The following is an 18,885-nucleotide window of genomic DNA, read 5'->3' as shown; positions in this document are numbered from 1 at the left end:
CCGCGATACGGCTGGCCGGAAACTGCGGAGGACTCGGATGTCCGTCCGAGGCAATCGGGGCAGGGGCCCCGCTCTTGCCGAGGACGGACATCCGAGTCCGTAGCAACACCGTGGATCAGCCGCGCGGCTTCTCCACCATTTCGGTCGTCTCGATCTCGTCGCCGACCTGGATGTCGTTGTACTTGCCGAGGCCGATACCGGCTTCGAAGTCCGTACGCACCTCGGTGACGTCGTCCTTGAACCGGCGCAGCGACTCGATGGCCAGGCCGTCGGCGATCACGACGCCGTCGCGGATGACGCGCGCCTTGGCGTTGCGCGTGATCGTGCCCGAGCGGACGATGACACCGGCGATGTTGCCGAACTTCGAGGAGCGGAACACCTCGCGGATCTCGGCGACACCCGACTGCACCTCTTCGAACTCCGGCTTGAGCATGCCCTTGAGGGACTGCTCGACGTCGTCGATCGCGTTGTAGATGACCGAGTAGAACCGGACGTCCACACCTTCACGGGCGGCGCGCTCGCGGGCCTTCGTGTCGGGACGGACGTTGAAGCCGATGACGATCGCGTTGTCGATCGTCGCCAGGTTGATGTCCGACTCGGTGATCGCACCGACACCGCGGTGGATGATGCGCAGCTGAACGCTGTCGTCGACCTCGATCTTGAGCAGCGACTCCTCGAGCGCCTCGACGGCACCGGAGACGTCACCCTTGATGATGAGGTTGAGCGACTCGACCTTGCCCTCTTCGAGAGCGCGGGTGAAGTCCTCGAGCGAGATGCGCTTGCGGGCCTTGGCCAGCTGCGCGTTGCGCTCGACCGCTTCACGCTTCTCGGCGATCTGGCGGGCCATGCGGTCCTCTTCGGTCACGATGAAGACGTCACCGGCGCGGGGCACGGAGTTCAGACCCTGCACCTGGACCGGACGCGACGGGTAGGCCTCGTCGACCGCATCGCCGTTCTCGTCGATCATGGCGCGGACGCGGCCGTACGCGGTGCCCGCGACGATCGCGTCGCCGACACGGAGCGTTCCGGACTGGATCAGCACCGTGGCGACCGAACCGCGACCCTTGTCGAGCTTCGCTTCGATCGCGACACCGCGCGCCGCCTTGTTCGGGTTGGCCGTGAGGTCCAGGCCCGCGTCGGCGGTGAGGAGGACGGCATCCAGCAGTGCCTGGATGTTCGTGCCCTGACGAGCCGACACGTCGACGAACATGACGTCGCCGCCGTACTCCTCGGCCACGAGACCGTACTCGGTGAGCTGCTGACGGACCTTCGCCGGGTTGGCGTCGGGCTTGTCGACCTTGTTGACTGCGACCACGATCGGCACGTTCGCCGCCTGGGCGTGGTTCAGCGCCTCGACCGTCTGCGGCATGATGCCGTCGTCGGCCGCGACCACGAGGATCGCGAGGTCGGTCACCTGCGCACCGCGGGCACGCATGGCGGTGAACGCCTCGTGACCCGGGGTGTCGATGAAGGTGATCGCGCGCTCGATGCCCTCGTGCTCGGTCCAGACCTGGTACGCACCGATGTGCTGCGTGATGCCGCCGGCCTCGCCTGCGACCACGTTGGTCTGGCGGATGGCGTCGAGCAGTCGGGTCTTACCGTGGTCGACGTGGCCCATGACGGTGACCACGGGAGGACGGATCTCGAGGTCGTCCTCGTTCTCGGCCTCCAGCTCGGCCTCGAGGTCGAGACCGAAGCCCTCGAGGAGCTCTTTGTCCTCGTCCTCGGGCGAGACCATCTGGATCTTGTAGCCGAGCTCCTCACCGAGGATCTCGAACGTCGCCTCGTCCAGCGACTCGGTGGCCGTGGCCATCTCGCCGAGGTTGAAGAGGATCGTCACCAGGGTGCCGGGCTGGACGGTGTATCCGCGCAGCGCCTCGAGCTTGTCGGCGAAGTCCGCGATGGACGCGCCGCGGCGGAGCCGGATGACCTCGCCGTTGCCCTTCTGGACGTTGACGCCGCCGACGACGGGCGCCGACCGCATCTCGAATTCCTGCCGCTTCGCCCGACGCGACTTGCGCTGCTTCGACTTGCCGCCGCCCTTACCGAAGGCACCGGCGGTACCGCCGCCGGGTCCACGACCACGACCGCCGCCGCCACCGGGACGACCGGCGAAACCACCGGCCGGGGCGCCCGGACGCGGAGCGCCGAAGCCGCCGCCGCCGGGGCGACCGGGACCACCCGGACGCTGCTGGAACGGTGCACCCGGACGACCGCCGCCACCGGGACGACCGGCGCCGCCGGGACGCGGGGCACCCGGACGCGGGGAGCCGGGACGCGGCGCCTGCGGGCGCGGGATGTTGCCGGGCGTCGGACGCTGGCCCATGCCCTGCGCCGAGGCGAAGGGGTTGTTGCCGGGACGGGGGCCGGCGGGACGCTGACCCATGCCCTGCGAGCTGGCGAAGGGGTTGTTGCCGGGGCGCGGAGCGCCGCCGGGACGCGGGGCCTGCGACGCGGGCTTCGCGGGTGCGGGGGCGCCCGGCTTGGGCGCGCCGCCCTCGGGGGCCGACGGTGCGGGCTTCTCAGCGGCCGGCTGAGCGGGGGCCGCAGGCGCGGCGGGCTCGGGGGCCGGGGCGGGCTTGGGTGCCGACGGGCGCGGACCGGGGGTCGCACCGGATGTCGGGGCCTTGGCCGCGGGCTTCGCGGGCGCGGCGGCGGGTGCCTTCACGCCTTCCGCCTCGAGGGCGGCGCGGAGCTTGCGAGCCACGGGGGGCTCGATGGTGGATGAGGGGCTCTTGACGAATTCGCCGAGCTCCTTCAGCTTCGCGAGGGCGACCTTACTGTCGACGCCGAGCTCGGAAGCGATCTCGTGCACGCGTGGTTTTGCCACAATTCTCCTGTCTGGGGCCCGCCCCGGACAGGGCGGACCGTCATTCGCGGACGGGTCTCATTTCGAGCCGTTCACTTTGTGTCCATAGCCGTTCAGCCGTTTCGCTGGAGGGATTCTCTGGTGGTCCGCGCATCCAGTCCCGCTGTGTCCAGCGGAGTGGATGCCCGTAGTGCGCGTCCGAATGCGCGCCGCTTGAGAGCGGTCATCACGCAGGTGTCCGTGTCATGCACCCACGCGCCCCGACCCGGCAGGACGGCCTTCTCGTCGATGACGAGGACACCGTCCCGGGCCACGATGCGGAGCAACGAGGACCGGGGGGCACGCGCGCGGCATCCCACGCACGTTCGAACAGGTTCCATCCTACCGCGTCAGGACTCGTCGAGAATGCTGTCGGGCTGGATGTCGATCTTCGCGCCGGTCAATTTCGCGGCGAGCCGGGCGTTCTGGCCTTCCTTCCCGATCGCCAGCGACAGCTGGTAGTCGGGGACGAGGGCACGCACGGCCTTCGTGGCCTGGTCGAGCACGAAGCTCGAGGTGACCTTCGCCGGCGAGAGGGCGTTCGCGACGAACTTCGGCAGGGTCTCGTCGTAGTCGACGATGTCGATCTTCTCGCCGCCGAGCTCCTCGGTGACCGCGCGCACGCGGCGGCCCAGTTCGCCGATGCAGGCGCCCTTCGCGTTGACGGCGGGGTCGTTCGCCTTGACGGCGATCTTGGTGCGGTGGCCGGCCTCGCGGGCGAGCGAGACGATCTCGACGACACCCGACGCGATCTCGGGCACCTCGAGGGCGAAGAGCTTGCGGACGAGACCGGGGTGCGTCCGCGAGACGGTGATCTGCGGCCCCTTGAGACCCTTCGAGACCGAGGTCACGTAGACGCGCAGGCGGGAGCCGTGGGCGTAGTCCTCGCCGGGGACCTGCTCCTCGGGAGGGAGGATCGCCTCGATCGTGCCGAGGTCGACGTGCACCATGCGCGGGTTCGGGCCCTGCTGGACCACACCCGCCACGATGTCGCCCTCCTTGCCCTTGAACTCGCCGAGCACCGCGTCATCGGCGATGTCGCGCAGACGCTGGCTGATGACCTGCTTGGCGGCGAAGGCGGCGATCCGGCCGAAGTCGTCCGGCGTCGACTCCTCCTCGCCGATGACGGCGCCCTCCTCGTCGCGCAGCGGGATGTACACGGCGACGTGACCGGTCTTGCGGTCGAGCCGGGCGCGCGCGCCCTCGGGGAGTTCACCGTCGGGGGACGTGTGCTTCGCGTAAGCGGTCAGGATGGCCTGCTCGATGATCCGGACCAGTTCGTCGAACGGGATCTCCCGCTCGCGCTCGACAGTCCTCAGCAGCCCCAGGTCGATGTCCACAGGTGCCTCCCTTTTCAGTTGCTCAACACGGCGCCGCGATCACGCCCGGTCTCCCGGTGCGTCGCGGCATCCCGTCAACGTTACCCGATCGGATCGCGGGCGACCTGAGAAGATCGACGGATGACCGATGCCGTGGAGGATGTCGCACAGACCGTGCGGCGCTCCCCCGTCGCGCGCATCCTGGCCCGCGGCGGGTACGCCGCCAACGGCGTCGTGCACCTCGTCTTCGGCGTCGTCGTCATCGTCATCTCGTTCGGCGGCCGAGGTGAATCGGACCAGGCCGGGGTCTTCAAGGCCCTATTGGACGCGCCGCTCGGGCTCGTGCTCGTCTGGATCCTCGGCCTCCTCCTGACCGCGCTCGGACTGTTCCAGGCCCTGCGCGCCTGCCTCGTGAAGGGGAAGGATGCCGGGGCGTGGGGCAGGCGCGGCTCGGCGGCCGGGCAGTCTGTCGTTTACCTCGCCCTCGGCGCCATCGCCGTCACCATCGCGCTGGGGGCGCGCCCCGACGGCGACCGCACGGCACAGCAGATCACGCGCGGTCTCCTGGACACCCCCGGCGGGGTCTTCGTCGTCGCTGCGGCCGGCGTGGGCCTCGTGATCGGAGCGCTCGTCTTCGCGTCGATCGGTGTCCGCCGATCCTTCGACAAGCAGGTCCGCATCCCGGACGGCGCGCTGGGCGTCGCTGTGACCGTGTCGGGGATCCTCGGCTACATCGGCAAGGGGGTGTCGGTGCTCATCGTCGGCATCCTCCTCATCGTCGCGGCGGTGAAGCAGGACTCCGCGGCCGCCGGCGGCTTCGACGCCGCCATCGAGGCCCTCCTCTCGCAGATGATCGGTCCCGTCCTCGTCTTCCTCGTGGGGCTCGGCCTCGTCGTCTACGCGGTCTTCAGCTTCCTCCGCACCCGCTACGCGAAGCTCTGATCAGCCGACGGCGTGGGGCTCGGTCGGCGGCGTCGCCGGGGGCGCCGAGGGGAGCGCGTTGATCGCACGGATGAGATGGTGCAGCTCGCCGATACGGTGCCGGTCGAAGTCCAGGAGCAGGCGGGGCATCTCCAGCCGATCGTCGTCCTGACGCTCGCGGCGCAGGGGTGCGGTGCGCTGGATGCGGCCCCCGGTGAGCAGGTGCGAGAAACGGTCGCTGAGGTCTGCGACCTCGGCATCCGTCGGCTCCGCGCACAACCGCAGCACGAGGCGGGAACCGATCCACCGCAGCGAGTCGTAGTTGCGCCAGAACCCGGTGATCTCGGCCTCCGCCGCCGCGACCGAATCGGTCACGAGGACACGGTCGAGGTCGTCGGGCGAGATCACCCCCGACGGGATGAGATGGTCGGACGCGAACCGCTCGAGGCCCTGCCAGAACGTCCCCCCAGGGGCGTCGAGCAGCACGATCGGCGTCGGCTCGGCCTTGCCGGTCTGCTGCAGGGTGAGCAGTTCGAACAGCTCGTCGAGCGTGCCGAAACCCCCCGGGACGCAGACGAACCCGCGCGACTCCTTGACGAGCATGAGCTTGCGCGTGAAGAAGTACTTCATCGCGACGACGCGGTCCGCCTCGGCGATCACGGCGTTCGGCTTCTCCTCGAACGGCAGCCGGATCGACACGCCGAGCGAGTGCTCGGGACCCGCGCCCTCCGCCGCGGCCTGCATGATGCCGGGACCGGCGCCGGTCACAACCATCCAGCCGCGCTGCGCGAGCGCGCCGGCGATCTCGGCGGCCGCGCGATACAGCGGGTCATTCGCCCGGGTGCGCGCCGAGCCGAAGATCGTCACCTTCGGCGTCCCGCGGTAGGGCGCGAACAACCCGAACGCGGAGCGCATCTCCGACAGCGCCGCCGACGCGATCTTCAGGTCGAGCCGGTCGGTGTCGTCGACCCCCATCCCGAGTCCCGTCACGAGGATGCGGGCCACGAGATCGGCGTCGTCGGTCACCCCGGCGTCGGTCAGGAGGGCACGGACGGCGTCGGTGACGTCACCGTCGAGGGAAGAGGTGGGACTCGGCGACATCTCCCCAGGCTGTCACGATCCGGCATCCGTCGGGTGAACGGATGAGAACGGATGCCGCAGCTCAGGCGGTGAGCGCCGCGATCGCGTCGGCGGCGGCCAGAGTCGACCGCTCGCCCGAGCGGCGATCCCACAGCTCGACCTGGCCGTCGGCGGCGCCGCGTCCGACGATGAGGATCCACGGCACGCCGACCAGCTCGGCGTCGCCGAACTTCACGCCCGGCGAGACCTTGGGCCGGTCGTCGAGCAGCACGTCGCGGCCCGCGGCCTCGAGGTCGGCGGCGAGCTTCTCGGCGAGCTCGAACGCCACCGCGTCGCGACCGGTCGCGACGACGTGCACGTCGAAGGGAGCGATCGACTCGGGCCAGATGAGGCCGCGGTCGTCGTTGTTGAGCTCCGCGAGGATCGCGAGGATGCGGGTCACGCCGATGCCGTACGAGCCCATCGTCACCGTCACGAGCTTGCCGTTCTCGTCGAGGACCTTCAGCCCCAACGTCTCGGCGAAGAAGCGTCCCAGCTGGAAGACGTGCCCGATCTCCATGCCGCGCGCGAGCTCGACCGGCCCCGAACCGTCGGGGGCGGGGTCGCCGGCCCGGACGTCCGAGATGTCGATGACGCCGTCGGGCGTGAAGTCGCGGCCCGCAACGACGGAGTGGGCGTGCTTCTCGTGCTCGTTCGCGCCGGTGACCCAGGCGGTGCCCTCGACGACGCGGGGGTCGACGAGGTAGCGGATGCCGGTGGACGACTGCTCGCCGAGGACCGGACCGTTCGGCGACCAGGGTCCGATGTACCCCTTCACGAGGCCGGGGTGCTTCGCGAAGTCGGCCTCGGTCGCCGCTTCGACGGCGGCGGGTGCGAAGGCGACCTCCGCCCGCTTGTCGTCCACGTCGCGGTCGCCGGGCAGGCCGACGATCACGAGTTCGCGCGTGCCGTCGAGGTGCGTGAGGGCGAGGACGACGTTCTTCAGCGTGTGGGCCGCCGTCCAGGTGTCGGCGCCGTCGGTCGCGGGACCGGCGATGCCGGGCGCCGGGGCGTCGAGGTGGGCGTTGGCGTGCGCGACGAGCGTGTCGATCGTCGGGGTGTCCGGGGAGTCGAAGACGACCGGGGCGCCGTCGGGCAGCGGAAGGGCGTCGGGCACGACGGTCGTGAAGGCCTCGACGTTGGCCGCGTAGCCGCCCGCGGACCGGACGAAGGTGTCCTCGCCGACGGCGATCGGGTGCAGGAACTCCTCACTGCGCGCACCGCCCATCAGGCCGTTGTCGGCGGCGACGATGACGTACTCCAGGCCGAGGCGCGTGAAGATCCGCTCGTACGCGTCGCGCTGCGACTGGTACGACAAGTCCTGCCCCTCGTCGGTGTAGTCGAACGAGTACGCGTCCTTCATCGTGAACTCACGGCCGCGCAGCAGGCCCGCGCGGGGACGCGCCTCATCCCGGTACTTGTCCTGGATCTGGAAGATCGTCAGCGGCAGATCCTTGTACGAGGAGTACAGGTCCTTCACGAGGAGCGTGAACATCTCCTCGTGCGTGGGAGCGAGCAGGTAATCGGCGCCCTTGCGGTCCTGCAGGCGGAAGATCCCGTCGCCGTAGGAGGTCCAGCGTCCGGACTGCTCGTACGGCTCACGCGGCAGCAGCGCGGGGAAGTGGACCTCGAAGGCCCCCGCGTTCGCCATCTCCTCGCGGATGATCTGCTCGAGCTTCGCCTTCACCCGCAAGCCGAGCGGCAGCCAGGTGAAGACGCCGGGGGCGGCGCGGCGGATGTAGCCGGCGCGCACCAGCAGGCGGTGACTGGCGACCTCGGCGTCGGCCGGGTCTTCGCGGAGCGTGCGGAGGAAGTATGTCGAGAGACGGGTGACCACGAGGGTCAAGTCTAGGTGCGCGGGCCGGGACGCCGTGGCGGCGAGGCGCTTAGCCTGGAGGGATGCGCACCGTCCTCCTGACCGGATTCGAACCGTTCGCCGGCGACGCGGTGAACCCGTCGGGGGATGCCGTCCGCGCACTCGCCGCGCGCTGGCGCGGACCCGAGCGCCTCGTCACCGAGGTGCTGCCCGTCACCTTCGACGGTGCGACGACACGTCTGGCCGCGCTCCTCGAGGTGCATCGACCGGATGTCGTGGTCGCCACGGGTCTGGCCGGCGGTCGTGCGGCCGTGACCCCCGAACGCGTGGCCGTGAACCTGGCCGACGCCCGCATCCCCGACAACGCGGGCCACCGCCCCCAGGACGCCCCCGTCGTCGACGGCGGACCCGCGGCGTACTTCGCGACGCTCCCCGTCAAGGCGATCGGTGCGGCGCTCGCGGACCGCGGCATCCCGTCCACCGTCTCGCACACGGCCGGCACGTTCGTCTGCAACGCGGTGATGTACGCCGCCCTGCACGCCACGGACGGTGCACCGGTGCGCGCGGGGTTCGTCCACCTCCCGTGGGCGGACGGCACCGGCCCCGGCGACGCGCCGTCGTTGCCCTTCGACCGCCTCGTCGACGCGCTCGAGGTCGCGGTCCGGGTGTCGCTCGACGCCGGCGACGACGCCGGCGGGGTCGGCGGCGAGATCAGCTGAGGGTCAGCGGCCGAAGATCTCGTCGAGTCCGGGCAGCCCGAAGCCGCCGAGGTTCTCGCCGAAGCCCGAGACCTGCTCCCCGAGGCCGGAGACCTGCTCACCCGCACCGGAGAGCGCCTCTCCCGCCATGCCGTCGAGGTCGACGCCTGCGGCGAGCGCATCGAAGTCGACACCCATGCCGACAGCCTGGGCGAGCAGGGGCCCCGCCACCGAGGTGACGACCGCGCCTGCGGCGACCGCGCCGAGGATGCCGACACCGGCGCCGATCGCCGCACCACCGGCGACGCGGGCCGCGCCACCGCCCGTCCCGGCCCGCGCCAGGAGACCCTCGAGCAGGCCCGGGCGCGTCGCCTCGCCCCGTGCCGCCGCGCGGGCGAGGTCACCCGGTGACGACGATCGCGGGTGCTCGTGGGCGGGAAGCTCCGCCGTCATCCGCGACTGCACGTGCGCACGCTGCTCCGGAGTGAGACGGGCGAACGCCTCGCGGTGGATCTGCTCGACCTGATGGGGGTCCGCCGTCTGCAGCAGGTAGTCGTACCGCGCGACCGCCTGGCGATCGGCCGCCGACAGGGAGCCGTGCGATGCAGATGCCGGCGCTCCCCCCGCCGGCGGCGTCAGACCCACCGAGGTGCCCGCCGAACGCACGTCGGGGTTGTGCGCGGGCGACGGCGGAGCGCCGCGCCCGTCGCCCGTGAGCGCGTCCGCGGCGGAGCGGACCATGCCGCGCCAGTCCCCCGCTGACGAACCCTGCCGGGACGACGAGGCGGACGACGACGAGGACGAGTCGAGGGCTTTGGCGGCCAGGCCGATCAGTCGCGAGAGCGTGCTCATGCCGCTCACGGTATGCGTTGACGTTATGGGCGCCCTGGACGCAACCGAGGAACACGCTGAGGCGGCCCGGCCTACACTGACCGCGTGCCCTCCCGCCGCGCTCGCCTCGTCTCCCCCGTCCAGTCGGAACTGAGCGCCGCACTCGGCGCGCTGCGCGAGCGATTCGACCTGCCGGGCGCCTTCCCGGCCGAGGTCCAGGCCGCAGCGGAGCGGGCGGCACGCGAGGTCCCGGTCTCGGCGTCCGCGGAGCTCGCCGACCTGCGCGGCATCCCGTTCCTCACGATCGACCCCGAGGGCTCGACCGACCTCGACCAGGCCGTGCACCTCGAGCGGACCGCGGACGGCGGCGGCATCCTGCACTACGCGATCGCCGACGTGCCCGCGTTCGTACCCATGGGTGGCGCGGTCGACGCGGAGGCGCGGCGGCGCGGCCAGACCGTCTACGCGCCCGATGGCCGCATCCCGCTGCACCCGGCCGTCCTCAGCGAGGACGCGGCCTCGTTGCTACCGGATCGCGACCGGCGCGCCTTCGTCTGGCGTTTCGAGCTGGATGCCGGTGCCCGCCCGACGGCCGTGACGCTCGCACGCGGGGTCATCCGGTCCCGCGCGCAGTGGTCGTACGTCGACGCGCAGGCGGCGCTGGGGCGCGGCGACGCCCCCGAGACGATCCAGCACCTCGTGTGGTTCGGCGACGAGCGCGCCCGGCGCGAGAGCGAGCGCGGCGGCGCCAGCCTGAACCTGCCCGAGATCCGGGTCGTGGCGACGCCCGAGGGGTACGACCTGCAGGCCGACGAGGGCGTGCCGCTCGAGGACGCGAACGCCCAGGTGTCGCTGTTGACCGGGATGGCCGCCGCGGAGATCATGCTCGCCGGCAAGGTGGGCATCCTCCGGACGATGCCCCCGGCATCCGAGGAGGACGTCGCGGCGTTCCGCGCACAGACCGTCGGGCTCGGCGTGCCGTGGCACCCGGACGTCCCCTACGGCGACTACCTCCGCGATCTGCCGCGGACCCCGGTCGGCCGCGCGATCCGCGAGCAGGCCGCGGGCCTCTTCCGCGGAGCGGGGTACACCGTCCTCGACGGCGAGGTACCGGACCTCGTGACGCAGGCGGCCATCGCCGCGCCCTACGCGCACACGACCGCGCCGCTGCGGCGCCTCGTCGATCGCTGGTCGCTGCTCGTGTGCCACGCGCTCGCGAACGGCGAGGAGGTGCCGGCCGAAGTCCGCGGGTCGCTGACGGAGCTGCCCGAGGCGATGGAACGATCCTCGCGCGTCGCGTCGCAGGTGGACGCCGCCGCGATCGAGCACGTCGCCGCAGCGGTCCTCCGCGGTCGCGAGGGCGAGGTCTTCGACGCCGTCGTGCTCCGTCGCCGCGAGAACGGCGGGCGGGTCGCCCTGACGGTCCCGCCCCTCGAGACGACGGTCGCGGGCGTCGACGCCGAGCCCGGCGCGACGATCCGGGTGCGCCTCGTCGCCGCCGACGTCGCCTCCGGAAAGGTCGATTTCGCGCCCGCCTGAGCGCGCCGATTTGCGTCCGGCCGCTGTCGGGTGTGCAATATATTGCATGCCGGTGCCCTCGACCTCCCTTCCCCCGCGCGGACTGCTGCGCGACGAAGTCCGCACGAGACTGCGCGACGCGATCGTCGACGGGACCCTCGCCCCTGGCGAGCAGCTGCGCGACGTCGAGCTCGCCACGTGGCTCGGGGTCTCCCGCACCCCCGTCCGTGAAGCGCTCCTCGACCTGGCCCGCTCCGGCCTCGTCCTCGCCCTCCCGGGCCGGTCGACCGTCGTCGCTCCCGTCGACGACGACAAGGTCCGGGATGCCGCGGCGGTCGTCGCCGCGATGCACCGGGTCGCGGTCGTCGAGGCGACACCCCGGTTCACCGACGACGACATCGACCGCATGCGTCAGGCGAACGACGCGTTCGTCGCCGCACACGACGCGGGTGACACGTCCGCCGCCCTCGCTGCCGACCACGCGTTCCACGCCGTCGCCGTCGACCGCGCCGACAACGAGGCCGTGCGCACCGTCCTCGCCCTCTACGGACCGGTCCTCGAACGCGCCGAGCGCCTGCGCTTCGCCTCGAATGACGCGACCGCCTCCGCCGCCCGCCATGCCGAGCTCATCCGCCACTGCGCAGCGCGCGACGCGCAGGCCGCGGCAGCCGTGGCCGAAGGCCTCTGGCTCGACCTGCTCACCGACACCACCCAGGAGACCCCGTGATCCTCGACCAGTTCCCGCGCCACCCGCTGACCTTCGGTCCGAGCCCCCTGCAGCACCTGAAGCGCCTCACCCAGCACCTCGGCGGAGCCGAGATCTGGGCCAAGCGCGAAGACGTCTCGAGCGGACTCGCGTTCGGCGGCAACAAGACCCGCAAGCTCGAGTACATCGTCCCCGACGTCCTCGCCAGCGGCGCCGACACGATCGTCTCGATCGGCGGGTACCAGTCCAACCACACGCGTCAGGTGGCCGCGGTCGCCGCGCACCTGGGTCTGCAGGCTCGGCTCGTCCAGGAGAAGTGGGTCCCGTGGGACGAGCCCGTCAACGACAAGGTCGGCAACATCCTGCTCTCGCGCATGATGGGCGCGGACTCCCGCCTCGACGACGCCGGGTTCGACATCGGCATCCGTGACTCCTGGAAGCAGGCGCTGCAGGAGGTGAAGGATGCCGGTGGCACCCCCTACCCCATCCCCGCCGGAGCCTCCGAGCACCGCCTCGGCGGCCTCGGCTTCGCGAACTGGGCCTTCGAGGTGGCCGAGCAGGAGAAGCAGCTGGGCGTCTTCTTCGACACGATCATCGTCTGCACGGTGACCGGCTCGACGCACGCCGGCATGATCGCGGGCTTCGCCGCCCTCGAGGAGCTGACCGGGGTGACCCGCCGGGTCATCGGCATCGACGCCTCCGCGACGCTGCAGAAGACGCGCGACCAGGTCGCCCGGATCGCGCGCCACACCGCGGAGCTCATCGAGCTCGGCCGCGACCTGCGCGACGACGAGATCCAGGTGCTCGAGGGGTGGGCGGGCGACCTCTACGGCATCCCGGTGGAGTCCACGATGGCGGCGATGGCGCTCGGCGCGCAGCTCGAGGCGATGATCACCGACCCCGTTTACGAGGGCAAGTCGCTCGCCGGTCTCATCGACCTCGTGAAGAGCGGCGACATCCCGAAGGACTCGACCGTCCTCTACGCGCACCTGGGCGGGCAGCCGGCGATCAACGCCTACCACTCCCTCTGGAGCTGACGAGAACAGCGGATGCCGGGACCGCCCGGCATCCGCGGCGCGTCAGGAGGTGACGACCTGCGCCGTTCCGAGGGGCGCATCCGGCCCCATCTCGTCGGCGAGGCGGTTGGCCTCCTCGATGAGGGTGGCGACGATGTCCTCTTCGGGGACGGTCTTGATGACCTCGCCCTTGACGAAGATCTGCCCCTTGCCGTTGCCCGACGCGACGCCGAGGTCGGCCTCGCGGGCCTCGCCCGGACCGTTCACGACGCAGCCCATGACCGCGACGCGGAGCGGGACCGTCATGTCCTTCAGGCCCTCGGTGACGTTGTCGGCGAGGGTGTAGACGTCGACCTGCGCACGGCCGCACGACGGGCAGGACACGATCTCGAGCTTGCGCTCGCGGAGGTTCAGCGACTGGAGGATCTGGTGGCCGACCTTGACCTCTTCGGCGGGCGGCGCCGACAGCGAGACACGGATCGTGTCGCCGATGCCCTCGCCGAGCAGGATGCCGAACGCGGTCGCGCTCTTGATCGTGCCCTGGAAGGCGGGGCCCGCCTCGGTGACGCCGAGGTGGAGCGGCCAGTCGCCCCGTTCGGCGAGCTGCCGGTAGGCCTTCACCATGACGACGGGGTCGTTGTGCTTGACCGAGATCTTGAAGTCGTGGAAGTCGTGCTCCTCGAAGAGGGATGCCTCCCACACGGCGCTCTCGACGAGGGCCTCGGGCGTCGCCTTGCCGTACTTCTCGAGCAGGCGCCGGTCGAGTGACCCGGCGTTGACGCCGATGCGCAGCGACACACCCGCGGCCTGGGCCGCCTTGGCGATCGCGCCGACCTGGTCGTCGAACTTGCGGATGTTGCCGGGGTTCACGCGCACGGCCGCGCAGCCGGCGTCGATCGCCTGGAACACGTACTTCGGCTGGAAGTGGATGTCGGCGATCACCGGGATCTGGCTCTTCGCGGCGATGATGTGGAGGACGTCCGCGTCATCCTGCGACGGCACGGCCACGCGCACGATCTCGCATCCGGAGGCGGTGAGCTCGGCGATCTGCTGCAGCGTCGCGTTGATGTTGGTGGTCGGCGTCGTCGTCATCGACTGGACGCTGACGGGGGCATCGCCACCGACGAGGACCTTGCCGACCTTGATCTGACGGCTCTTGCGACGAGGCGCGAGGACCTCCGGCACGCGGGGCATCCCGATGTTCACAGCTGGCACGGCTCCAGCCTAAGCCGCGGGGGGCGCTCGGGCACGGCACCTGGCCGAGAGGATGCCGCGAGGGTCGCCTGTGGTAGGTTCGGCCCCATGTTCGCGAACCGCACGTGGTGGCGCTCCGCCTGAGGCGGACGCCACGTGCATCCCGACGACCGCCTGAGCTGACAGCCCGGCGGTCGTTTCTCGTTTACCGGCGACCGCCCCGAACGGAAGATCCCCCATGACCGGCACCGCCCCGATCATCCTCGCCGACCTCGCCGCGCGCGGCGTCCCCTTCGCCCTCCTCGCCCGCGACGGCGCGACCGTAGAGGTGCTCACCGGCGAGGTGGTCGACGTCGAGCTGCTCGCCGACATCCCCCTCACGGATGCCGCGGGCTCCCCGCGCGAGGTGCTCGCGCTCGTCCCGTTCCGTCAGGTCGTCGAGCGCGGCTTCGCGTGCCACGACGACGACGCGCCGCTGCGTTGCCTCGTCGTCGGCGAACGGCACTCCCTGCCCCTGTCGGAGGCGCTCGCCCAGCTGCCGACCGAGCCCGTCGCCCTCGAGGACGCCGGTTTCGACATCGACGACGAGGCGTACGCCGACATCGTCCGCCGGGTCATCGCCGACGAGATCGGCCGCGGCGAGGGGGCGAACTTCGTCATCCGCCGCGACTACGTCGCGCAGGTCGGCGGCGACCCGCTGACGGCGGGTCTGACGTGGTTCCGTGCGCTGCTCGAGCACGAGCGCGGCGCCTACTGGACGTTCCTGGTGTCGACTCCCGACCACCTCGCCGTCGGCGCGAGCCCCGAGGCACACGTCAGCGCCCAGGGCGGCGTCGTGACGATGAACCCCATCTCGGGGACCTTCCGCCACCCGGCGGGCGGCGCGACGGCCGAGACCCTGACCGAGTTCCTCTCCTCCACGAAGGAGACCGAGGAGCTCTTCATGGTCGTCGACGAGGAACTGAAGATGATGTCGGCGGTCTGCAGCGACGGCGGCCGCATCACGGGCCCGCACCTCAAGGAGATGTCGCGGCTGACGCACACCGAGTACATGCTGCGCGGGACGAGCACGATGGACCCGCGCGACATCCTCCGCGAGACCATGTTCGCGCCCACCGTGACCGGCTCGCCCATGCAGAACGCCTGCACCGTCATCGCCCGCCACGAACAGAGCCCGCGCGGGTACTACTCCGGCGTGGCGGCCCTCTTCACGCCGCGCGCCGACGGCGGACACGACCTCGACGCGCCGATCCTCATCCGCACCGCGTACGTCGTCGACGGCCGGCTGCGCGTCCCCGTGGGCGCGACCCTCGTGCGCCACTCCGACCCGTACGGGGAGGTGGGCGAGACCCACGGCAAGGCGGCCGGTGTGCTGGGGGCGATCGGCGCGATCCCGCGCGACGTCGTCGCCCGCACCGTCGACGAGGACGCGCCGGCCCCGGCCCCGCGGCCGCTCGCCGAGGATCCCGCCATCGCCGAGCTCCTCTCCTCGCGCAACGCCCGCCTGGCCGCCTTCTGGCTGAACCCCCAGGGCGAGCCGGGCCGCGGTCCGCTCGCCGGGCGACGCGCCCTCGTGGTGGACGCCGAGGACCGGTTCACGACGATGCTCGCCCACCAGCTGCGCCACCTCGGCTTCGACGTGACGATCGCGCACTGGTCCGAGGCCTCCCCCGCAGCGGTCGCCGCGGCGGACCTCGTCGTCTCAGGCCCGGGTCCGGGTGACCCGCGCGACGCCGACAGCGCCCGCATCGCCCGTCTCCGCGAGATCGTGGCGGAACGGGTGGATGCCGGTGCGCCGCTGCTCGCGGTGTGCCTGAGCCACCAGGTGCTCGCCGACCGGCTCGGACTCGAGCTGGCACCGCTCGCGAGCCCGCACCAGGGCCTGCAGAAGACCGTCGACGTCTTCGGCACCCCGGCATCCATCGGCTTCTACAACACGTTCACGGCCCGCGTCTCCCCGGGAACGACCCGCGTGGGGGCGACCGAGGTGTCGGCCGATGCGCGGACCGGCGACGTCTACGCGCTGCGCGGTCCCGCGTATGCGTCGGTGCAGGGCCACCTCGAGTCGATCCTCTCGCGGGACGGTCTCACCACCCTTGAGCGGCTCGTCACGCACGCGCTCAGCCCCGTCGAGGCCTGAGCCGCGCGTCAGCCCAGCAGCTGCACGGGGTTGACGATGTCGGCGAGGATCAGGGTGCCGCCCATGATGATGAGGCCGATCACGACGATGTAGGTGATCGGGACGAGCTTCGTCGCGTCGACCGGGCGCGGCGCGCGGCGCCCGGTCATCCGCGCCCAGACGCGCTTGATCCCGTCCCACAGCGCGACGACGACGTGGCCGCCGTCGAGTGGGAGCAGCGGCACGAGGTTGAACACGAACAGGGCGATGTTGAGCGAGCCCAGCAGCGCGAGCATGCCCGAGACGCGGTTGAGGATCGGCGTGTCGGTCGCGGCGACCTCGCCCGCGAGTCGCCCGGCGCCGACGACCGAGAGCGGTCCGTTCGGGTCGCGACCGGCGCCGGTGATCGTGTCCACGGCGGTCTGGTAGACCCGGGCCGGGAGCTGCCAGATGATCCCCACGACCTGGCCGGTCTGCGCGAGGGCTGCCTGCGGCCCGTCCCAGATGGGCTGCGGCACGAACGCGACGGTCGCCGACATCCCGACGAAGCCGACCTCGGCCGTCGTCGTGCCGCCGTCCGCCGTCGCGATCTCGCGGGTCGCGAGCACCGGGGTCACCTCGAGCGTCTGCCGCGTGCCGCCGCGCTCGACGACGACCGGGATCTGCCGGTCCGGGGACTTCTGGATGATCGCCGACGCCTCGGCGAAGGTGTCGACCGGGGTGCCTTTCACCGAGACGAGGACGTCACCGGGACGGATGCCGGCGGCCGCCGCCGGGGAGGCCGGATCGTCCGCCGCGCACGAGGTCTGCGTGCTGCCGGCCGGGAGGACGCACTCGTTGACCGACGCGACGGTGGTCGTGGCCGTCTGCACGCCGATACCGGAGAACATGATCGCGAAGAGGATGATCGCGAGCACGAGGTTCATCGCGGGGCCGCCGAGCATGATGATGACGCGCTTGTAGACCGGCAGCTGGTAGAAGGCACGTCCGGCGCCGTCGCCCTGCAGCGTCTCGTCGTTGGCCGTGCGGGCGTCCTGGATGAGCGTCTCGAACAGGCGGCGGCGGCGCGGCCGCGCGTCGTCGCCCTCGCCCGTGGTCGCCGCCGAGGGCGGGTACATGCCCGCCATGGAGATGTAACCGCCGAGCGGCAGGAGCTTGAAGCCGTACTCGGTCTCGCCGACCCGGCGCGAGAACACGGTCGGGCCGAAGCCGATCATGTACTGGCCCACACGGACACCGAACGCCTTGGCGGGGGCGAGGTGTCCGACCTCGTGGAGGGCGATCGACACGGCGAGCCCGACCACCAGCACGACGACGCCGATGATGAATGCGAGTACGGTCACGAGCCGCCACGCTACCCCCGGACGCTATGAAGCGGCGATGACGTCGCCGCCGTCATCGCCGCTCGTCTCGGATCTAGGCTGGGAGGGTGATCCCCCGACCCGTCGACTCGCGGCGCGTGCGCGTCGTGCGTGCGGGCGGGGCGGCTGCGGTCGCGACGCTGACCGCGGCGGCCGCCCACACCCTCGGCGGGGGCACCGCCCCCGCTCCCTGGCTCGTCGCGACCGTGATGCTGCTCGCGTGGCCGATCGCTCTCGTGATCGTGGGGTCCCGTCCCTCCGCCGTCCGGACGGGGCTCGCCGTCGTCGCCGCGCAGACGCTCCTCCACTCGGCCTTCGCGCTCGTCGGCGACGTCCAGCCGACGGCCGCCCCCGCCGGCCATCACCACGCCGCCTTCGCGCTCGGCGCGACCGCCGGGGGCACCGTCTCGGTCGACGGCGCGATGATCGCCGGCCACGCCCTCGCCGCGGTCGTCACCGCGGTGGCGGTCTGCCACGGCGAACGGATGCTGCGCGCCGTGGCACGCGGCATCCATTCCCTCCTGCGCGTCGCCGTCGTCGCCCCGCCGACGGGCGGATGGCCCGCGCCGGCCCTTCCGCTCACGACGCCGCGGGGCCTCCGCCCCCGCCTCGCCCTCGCCGATCTCTCCCGCCGCGGACCTCCCCGCTGAGTCGGCCGCCCACGGCGGCACGCTCCTCACCTTTCCGCGCGGGCCGGCCCTCGGTCGCGCCCCGCACACCCCTTCGGGAGACATCGACTCATGACCACGCGTTCCCCGCGCCGTTCGGCGCTCACCCTCACCGGCATCGCCCTCGGCGGCGCCCTCGTCCTCGCCGCCCCCCTGGCGGCATCCGCCCACGTCCACGTCCACGCCGAGGGCGCCGCCGCCGGCGCCACGTCGCGCCTGGACTTCTCGTTCAGCCACGGGTGCGACGGCTCCGCCACGACGGCCCTCGTCTTCGACGTCCCCGAGGGGGTGGCCAACGTCACCCCCGTCGTCGACGGCGTGTGGAAGATCAGCCGCGTCCTCGGCGACGACGGCACGCCGACGCAGGTGACGTACACCGCGCTCACCCCGATCGAGGACGGCTTCGCCGCCTCGGCATCCTTCGACGCGCTCTTCTCCTCGGACGTGGGCGACACCGACATCGCGTTCCCCGTGACGCAGCGGTGCGAGGTCGGCGAGACGGCCTGGACGCAGGTAGCCGAGGACGGTCAGGATCCGGAGGAGCTCGAATCCCCCGCGCCGGTCGTGGCCGTCGCTGCGGCGTCGGCCGCGGGCACCTCCGAGCACGGCGATGGCCACGGCGCGGCCGAGGCTGCTCCCGACGCGGAGGCCGCGGCGAGCGCCCCGGTCGCGACCTGGCTCGGGGGCGGCGCACTCGTGCTCGGTGCCGCGGCGCTCGTCGTCGCTCTGCTGAACCGACGTCGGGTCTGAC

The 18,885-nt window shown here is 71.9% G+C and carries 16 protein-coding genes; 8 read left to right on the top strand and 8 right to left on the bottom strand.

The genetic code is table 11. From position 1 onward, the window contains the following. Nucleotides 1-115 precede the first annotated feature (115 nt). The 3 genes from infB to nusA form a co-directional block, all read right to left on the bottom strand. Nucleotides 116-2,830 (bottom strand): translation initiation factor IF-2, encoded by a 2,715-nt coding sequence (infB, locus tag AYL44_RS01575; RefSeq protein WP_197471562.1) that lies wholly within the window; start codon nucleotides 2,828-2,830, stop codon nucleotides 116-118. A 92-nt stretch (nucleotides 2,831-2,922) separates the two neighbouring features. Then, nucleotides 2,923-3,189 carry a YlxR family protein gene (locus tag AYL44_RS14335; RefSeq protein WP_082886060.1) on the bottom strand — a complete coding sequence of 89 codons (267 nt, stop codon included), beginning with the start codon at nucleotides 3,187-3,189 and terminating at the stop codon, nucleotides 2,923-2,925. Between the two features lie 9 nt (nucleotides 3,190-3,198). Continuing rightward, entirely contained in the window at nucleotides 3,199-4,188 is a 990-nt protein-coding gene (gene nusA, locus AYL44_RS01570) for a transcription termination factor NusA (protein ID WP_064001510.1), read from the bottom strand. A 120-nt stretch (nucleotides 4,189-4,308) separates the two neighbouring features. On the opposite strand from nusA, the gene AYL44_RS01565 reads away from it, so the two are divergent. Then, nucleotides 4,309-5,109, top strand: coding sequence for a DUF1206 domain-containing protein (locus AYL44_RS01565; RefSeq protein WP_064001509.1), 801 nt, complete (start codon nucleotides 4,309-4,311; stop codon nucleotides 5,107-5,109). Here the strand turns inward: AYL44_RS01565 and AYL44_RS01560 are convergent, their stop codons facing one another. Next, nucleotides 5,110-6,189, bottom strand: coding sequence for a TIGR00730 family Rossman fold protein (locus AYL44_RS01560; protein ID WP_064001508.1), 1,080 nt, complete (start codon nucleotides 6,187-6,189; stop codon nucleotides 5,110-5,112). Between the two features lie 61 nt (nucleotides 6,190-6,250). After that, on the bottom strand, nucleotides 6,251-8,044 hold the full coding sequence (locus AYL44_RS01555) for a proline--tRNA ligase (RefSeq protein WP_064001507.1): 1,794 nt from the start codon (nucleotides 8,042-8,044) through the stop codon (nucleotides 6,251-6,253). 62 nt (nucleotides 8,045-8,106) lie between these two features. Here AYL44_RS01555 and pcp point away from each other — a divergent pair, with 62 nt between their 5' ends. Continuing rightward, a complete protein-coding gene (gene pcp / locus AYL44_RS01550; protein WP_064001506.1) occupies nucleotides 8,107-8,742 on the top strand; it encodes a pyroglutamyl-peptidase I in 636 nt (211 codons plus the stop codon). Between the two features lie 3 nt (nucleotides 8,743-8,745). Here the strand turns inward: pcp and AYL44_RS01545 are convergent, their stop codons facing one another. Next, nucleotides 8,746-9,573 carry a hypothetical protein gene (locus AYL44_RS01545; protein WP_064001505.1) on the bottom strand — a complete coding sequence of 276 codons (828 nt, stop codon included), beginning with the start codon at nucleotides 9,571-9,573 and terminating at the stop codon, nucleotides 8,746-8,748. Nucleotides 9,574-9,657: 84 nt separating this feature from the next. Between AYL44_RS01545 and AYL44_RS01540 the strand changes: the two genes are divergently transcribed. From AYL44_RS01540 to AYL44_RS01530, 3 genes are read left to right on the top strand one after another with little or no spacing between them, the layout of a single operon-like run. Then, nucleotides 9,658-11,091: an RNB domain-containing ribonuclease gene (locus AYL44_RS01540; protein WP_064001504.1), complete on the top strand. Its 1,434-nt coding sequence runs from the start codon at nucleotides 9,658-9,660 to the stop codon at nucleotides 11,089-11,091. A 46-nt stretch (nucleotides 11,092-11,137) separates the two neighbouring features. Further along, nucleotides 11,138-11,797, top strand: a complete 660-nt coding sequence (locus AYL44_RS01535) for a GntR family transcriptional regulator (protein WP_064001503.1) — start codon at nucleotides 11,138-11,140, stop codon at nucleotides 11,795-11,797. Further along, a complete protein-coding gene (locus tag AYL44_RS01530) occupies nucleotides 11,794-12,813 on the top strand; it encodes a 1-aminocyclopropane-1-carboxylate deaminase (RefSeq protein WP_064001502.1) in 1,020 nt (339 codons plus the stop codon). Before AYL44_RS01535 ends, AYL44_RS01530 begins: the two co-directional genes overlap by 4 nt. Nucleotides 12,814-12,855: 42 nt before the next feature. On the opposite strand, the gene ispG is transcribed toward AYL44_RS01530, so the two are convergent. Continuing rightward, entirely contained in the window at nucleotides 12,856-13,986 is a 1,131-nt protein-coding gene (ispG, locus tag AYL44_RS01525) for a flavodoxin-dependent (E)-4-hydroxy-3-methylbut-2-enyl-diphosphate synthase (protein WP_064002420.1), read from the bottom strand. A gap of 238 nt (nucleotides 13,987-14,224) precedes the next feature. Between ispG and AYL44_RS01520 the strand changes: the two genes are divergently transcribed. After that, nucleotides 14,225-16,126: a chorismate-binding protein gene (locus AYL44_RS01520; protein WP_064001501.1), complete on the top strand. Its 1,902-nt coding sequence runs from the start codon at nucleotides 14,225-14,227 to the stop codon at nucleotides 16,124-16,126. Nucleotides 16,127-16,134: 8 nt separating this feature from the next. On the opposite strand, the gene AYL44_RS01515 is transcribed toward AYL44_RS01520, so the two are convergent. After that, complete coding sequence (locus AYL44_RS01515) at nucleotides 16,135-17,448, bottom strand: M50 family metallopeptidase (RefSeq protein ID WP_064001500.1); 1,314 nt, start codon at nucleotides 17,446-17,448, stop codon at nucleotides 16,135-16,137. Between the two features lie 86 nt (nucleotides 17,449-17,534). Here AYL44_RS01515 and AYL44_RS01510 point away from each other — a divergent pair, with 86 nt between their 5' ends. Both AYL44_RS01510 and AYL44_RS01505 read left to right on the top strand, forming a co-directional pair. Then, nucleotides 17,535-18,116 carry a hypothetical protein gene (locus AYL44_RS01510; RefSeq protein WP_064001499.1) on the top strand — a complete coding sequence of 194 codons (582 nt, stop codon included), beginning with the start codon at nucleotides 17,535-17,537 and terminating at the stop codon, nucleotides 18,114-18,116. 90 nt (nucleotides 18,117-18,206) lie between these two features. Beyond that, the gene (locus tag AYL44_RS01505; RefSeq protein WP_064001498.1) at nucleotides 18,207-18,884 is read left to right on the top strand and encodes a DUF1775 domain-containing protein; all 678 of its coding nucleotides are present in this window, start codon (nucleotides 18,207-18,209) and stop codon (nucleotides 18,882-18,884) included. Nucleotide 18,885: the final 1 nt, after the last annotated feature.

The organism is Microbacterium oleivorans (assembly GCF_001644225.1).
GTDB classification, from domain to species: Bacteria; Actinomycetota; Actinomycetes; order Actinomycetales; family Microbacteriaceae; genus Microbacterium; species Microbacterium gawkjiense.
The sequence above is the reverse complement of the archived record's forward strand: the minus strand, read 5'-3'. Positions and strand labels throughout refer to the sequence as shown.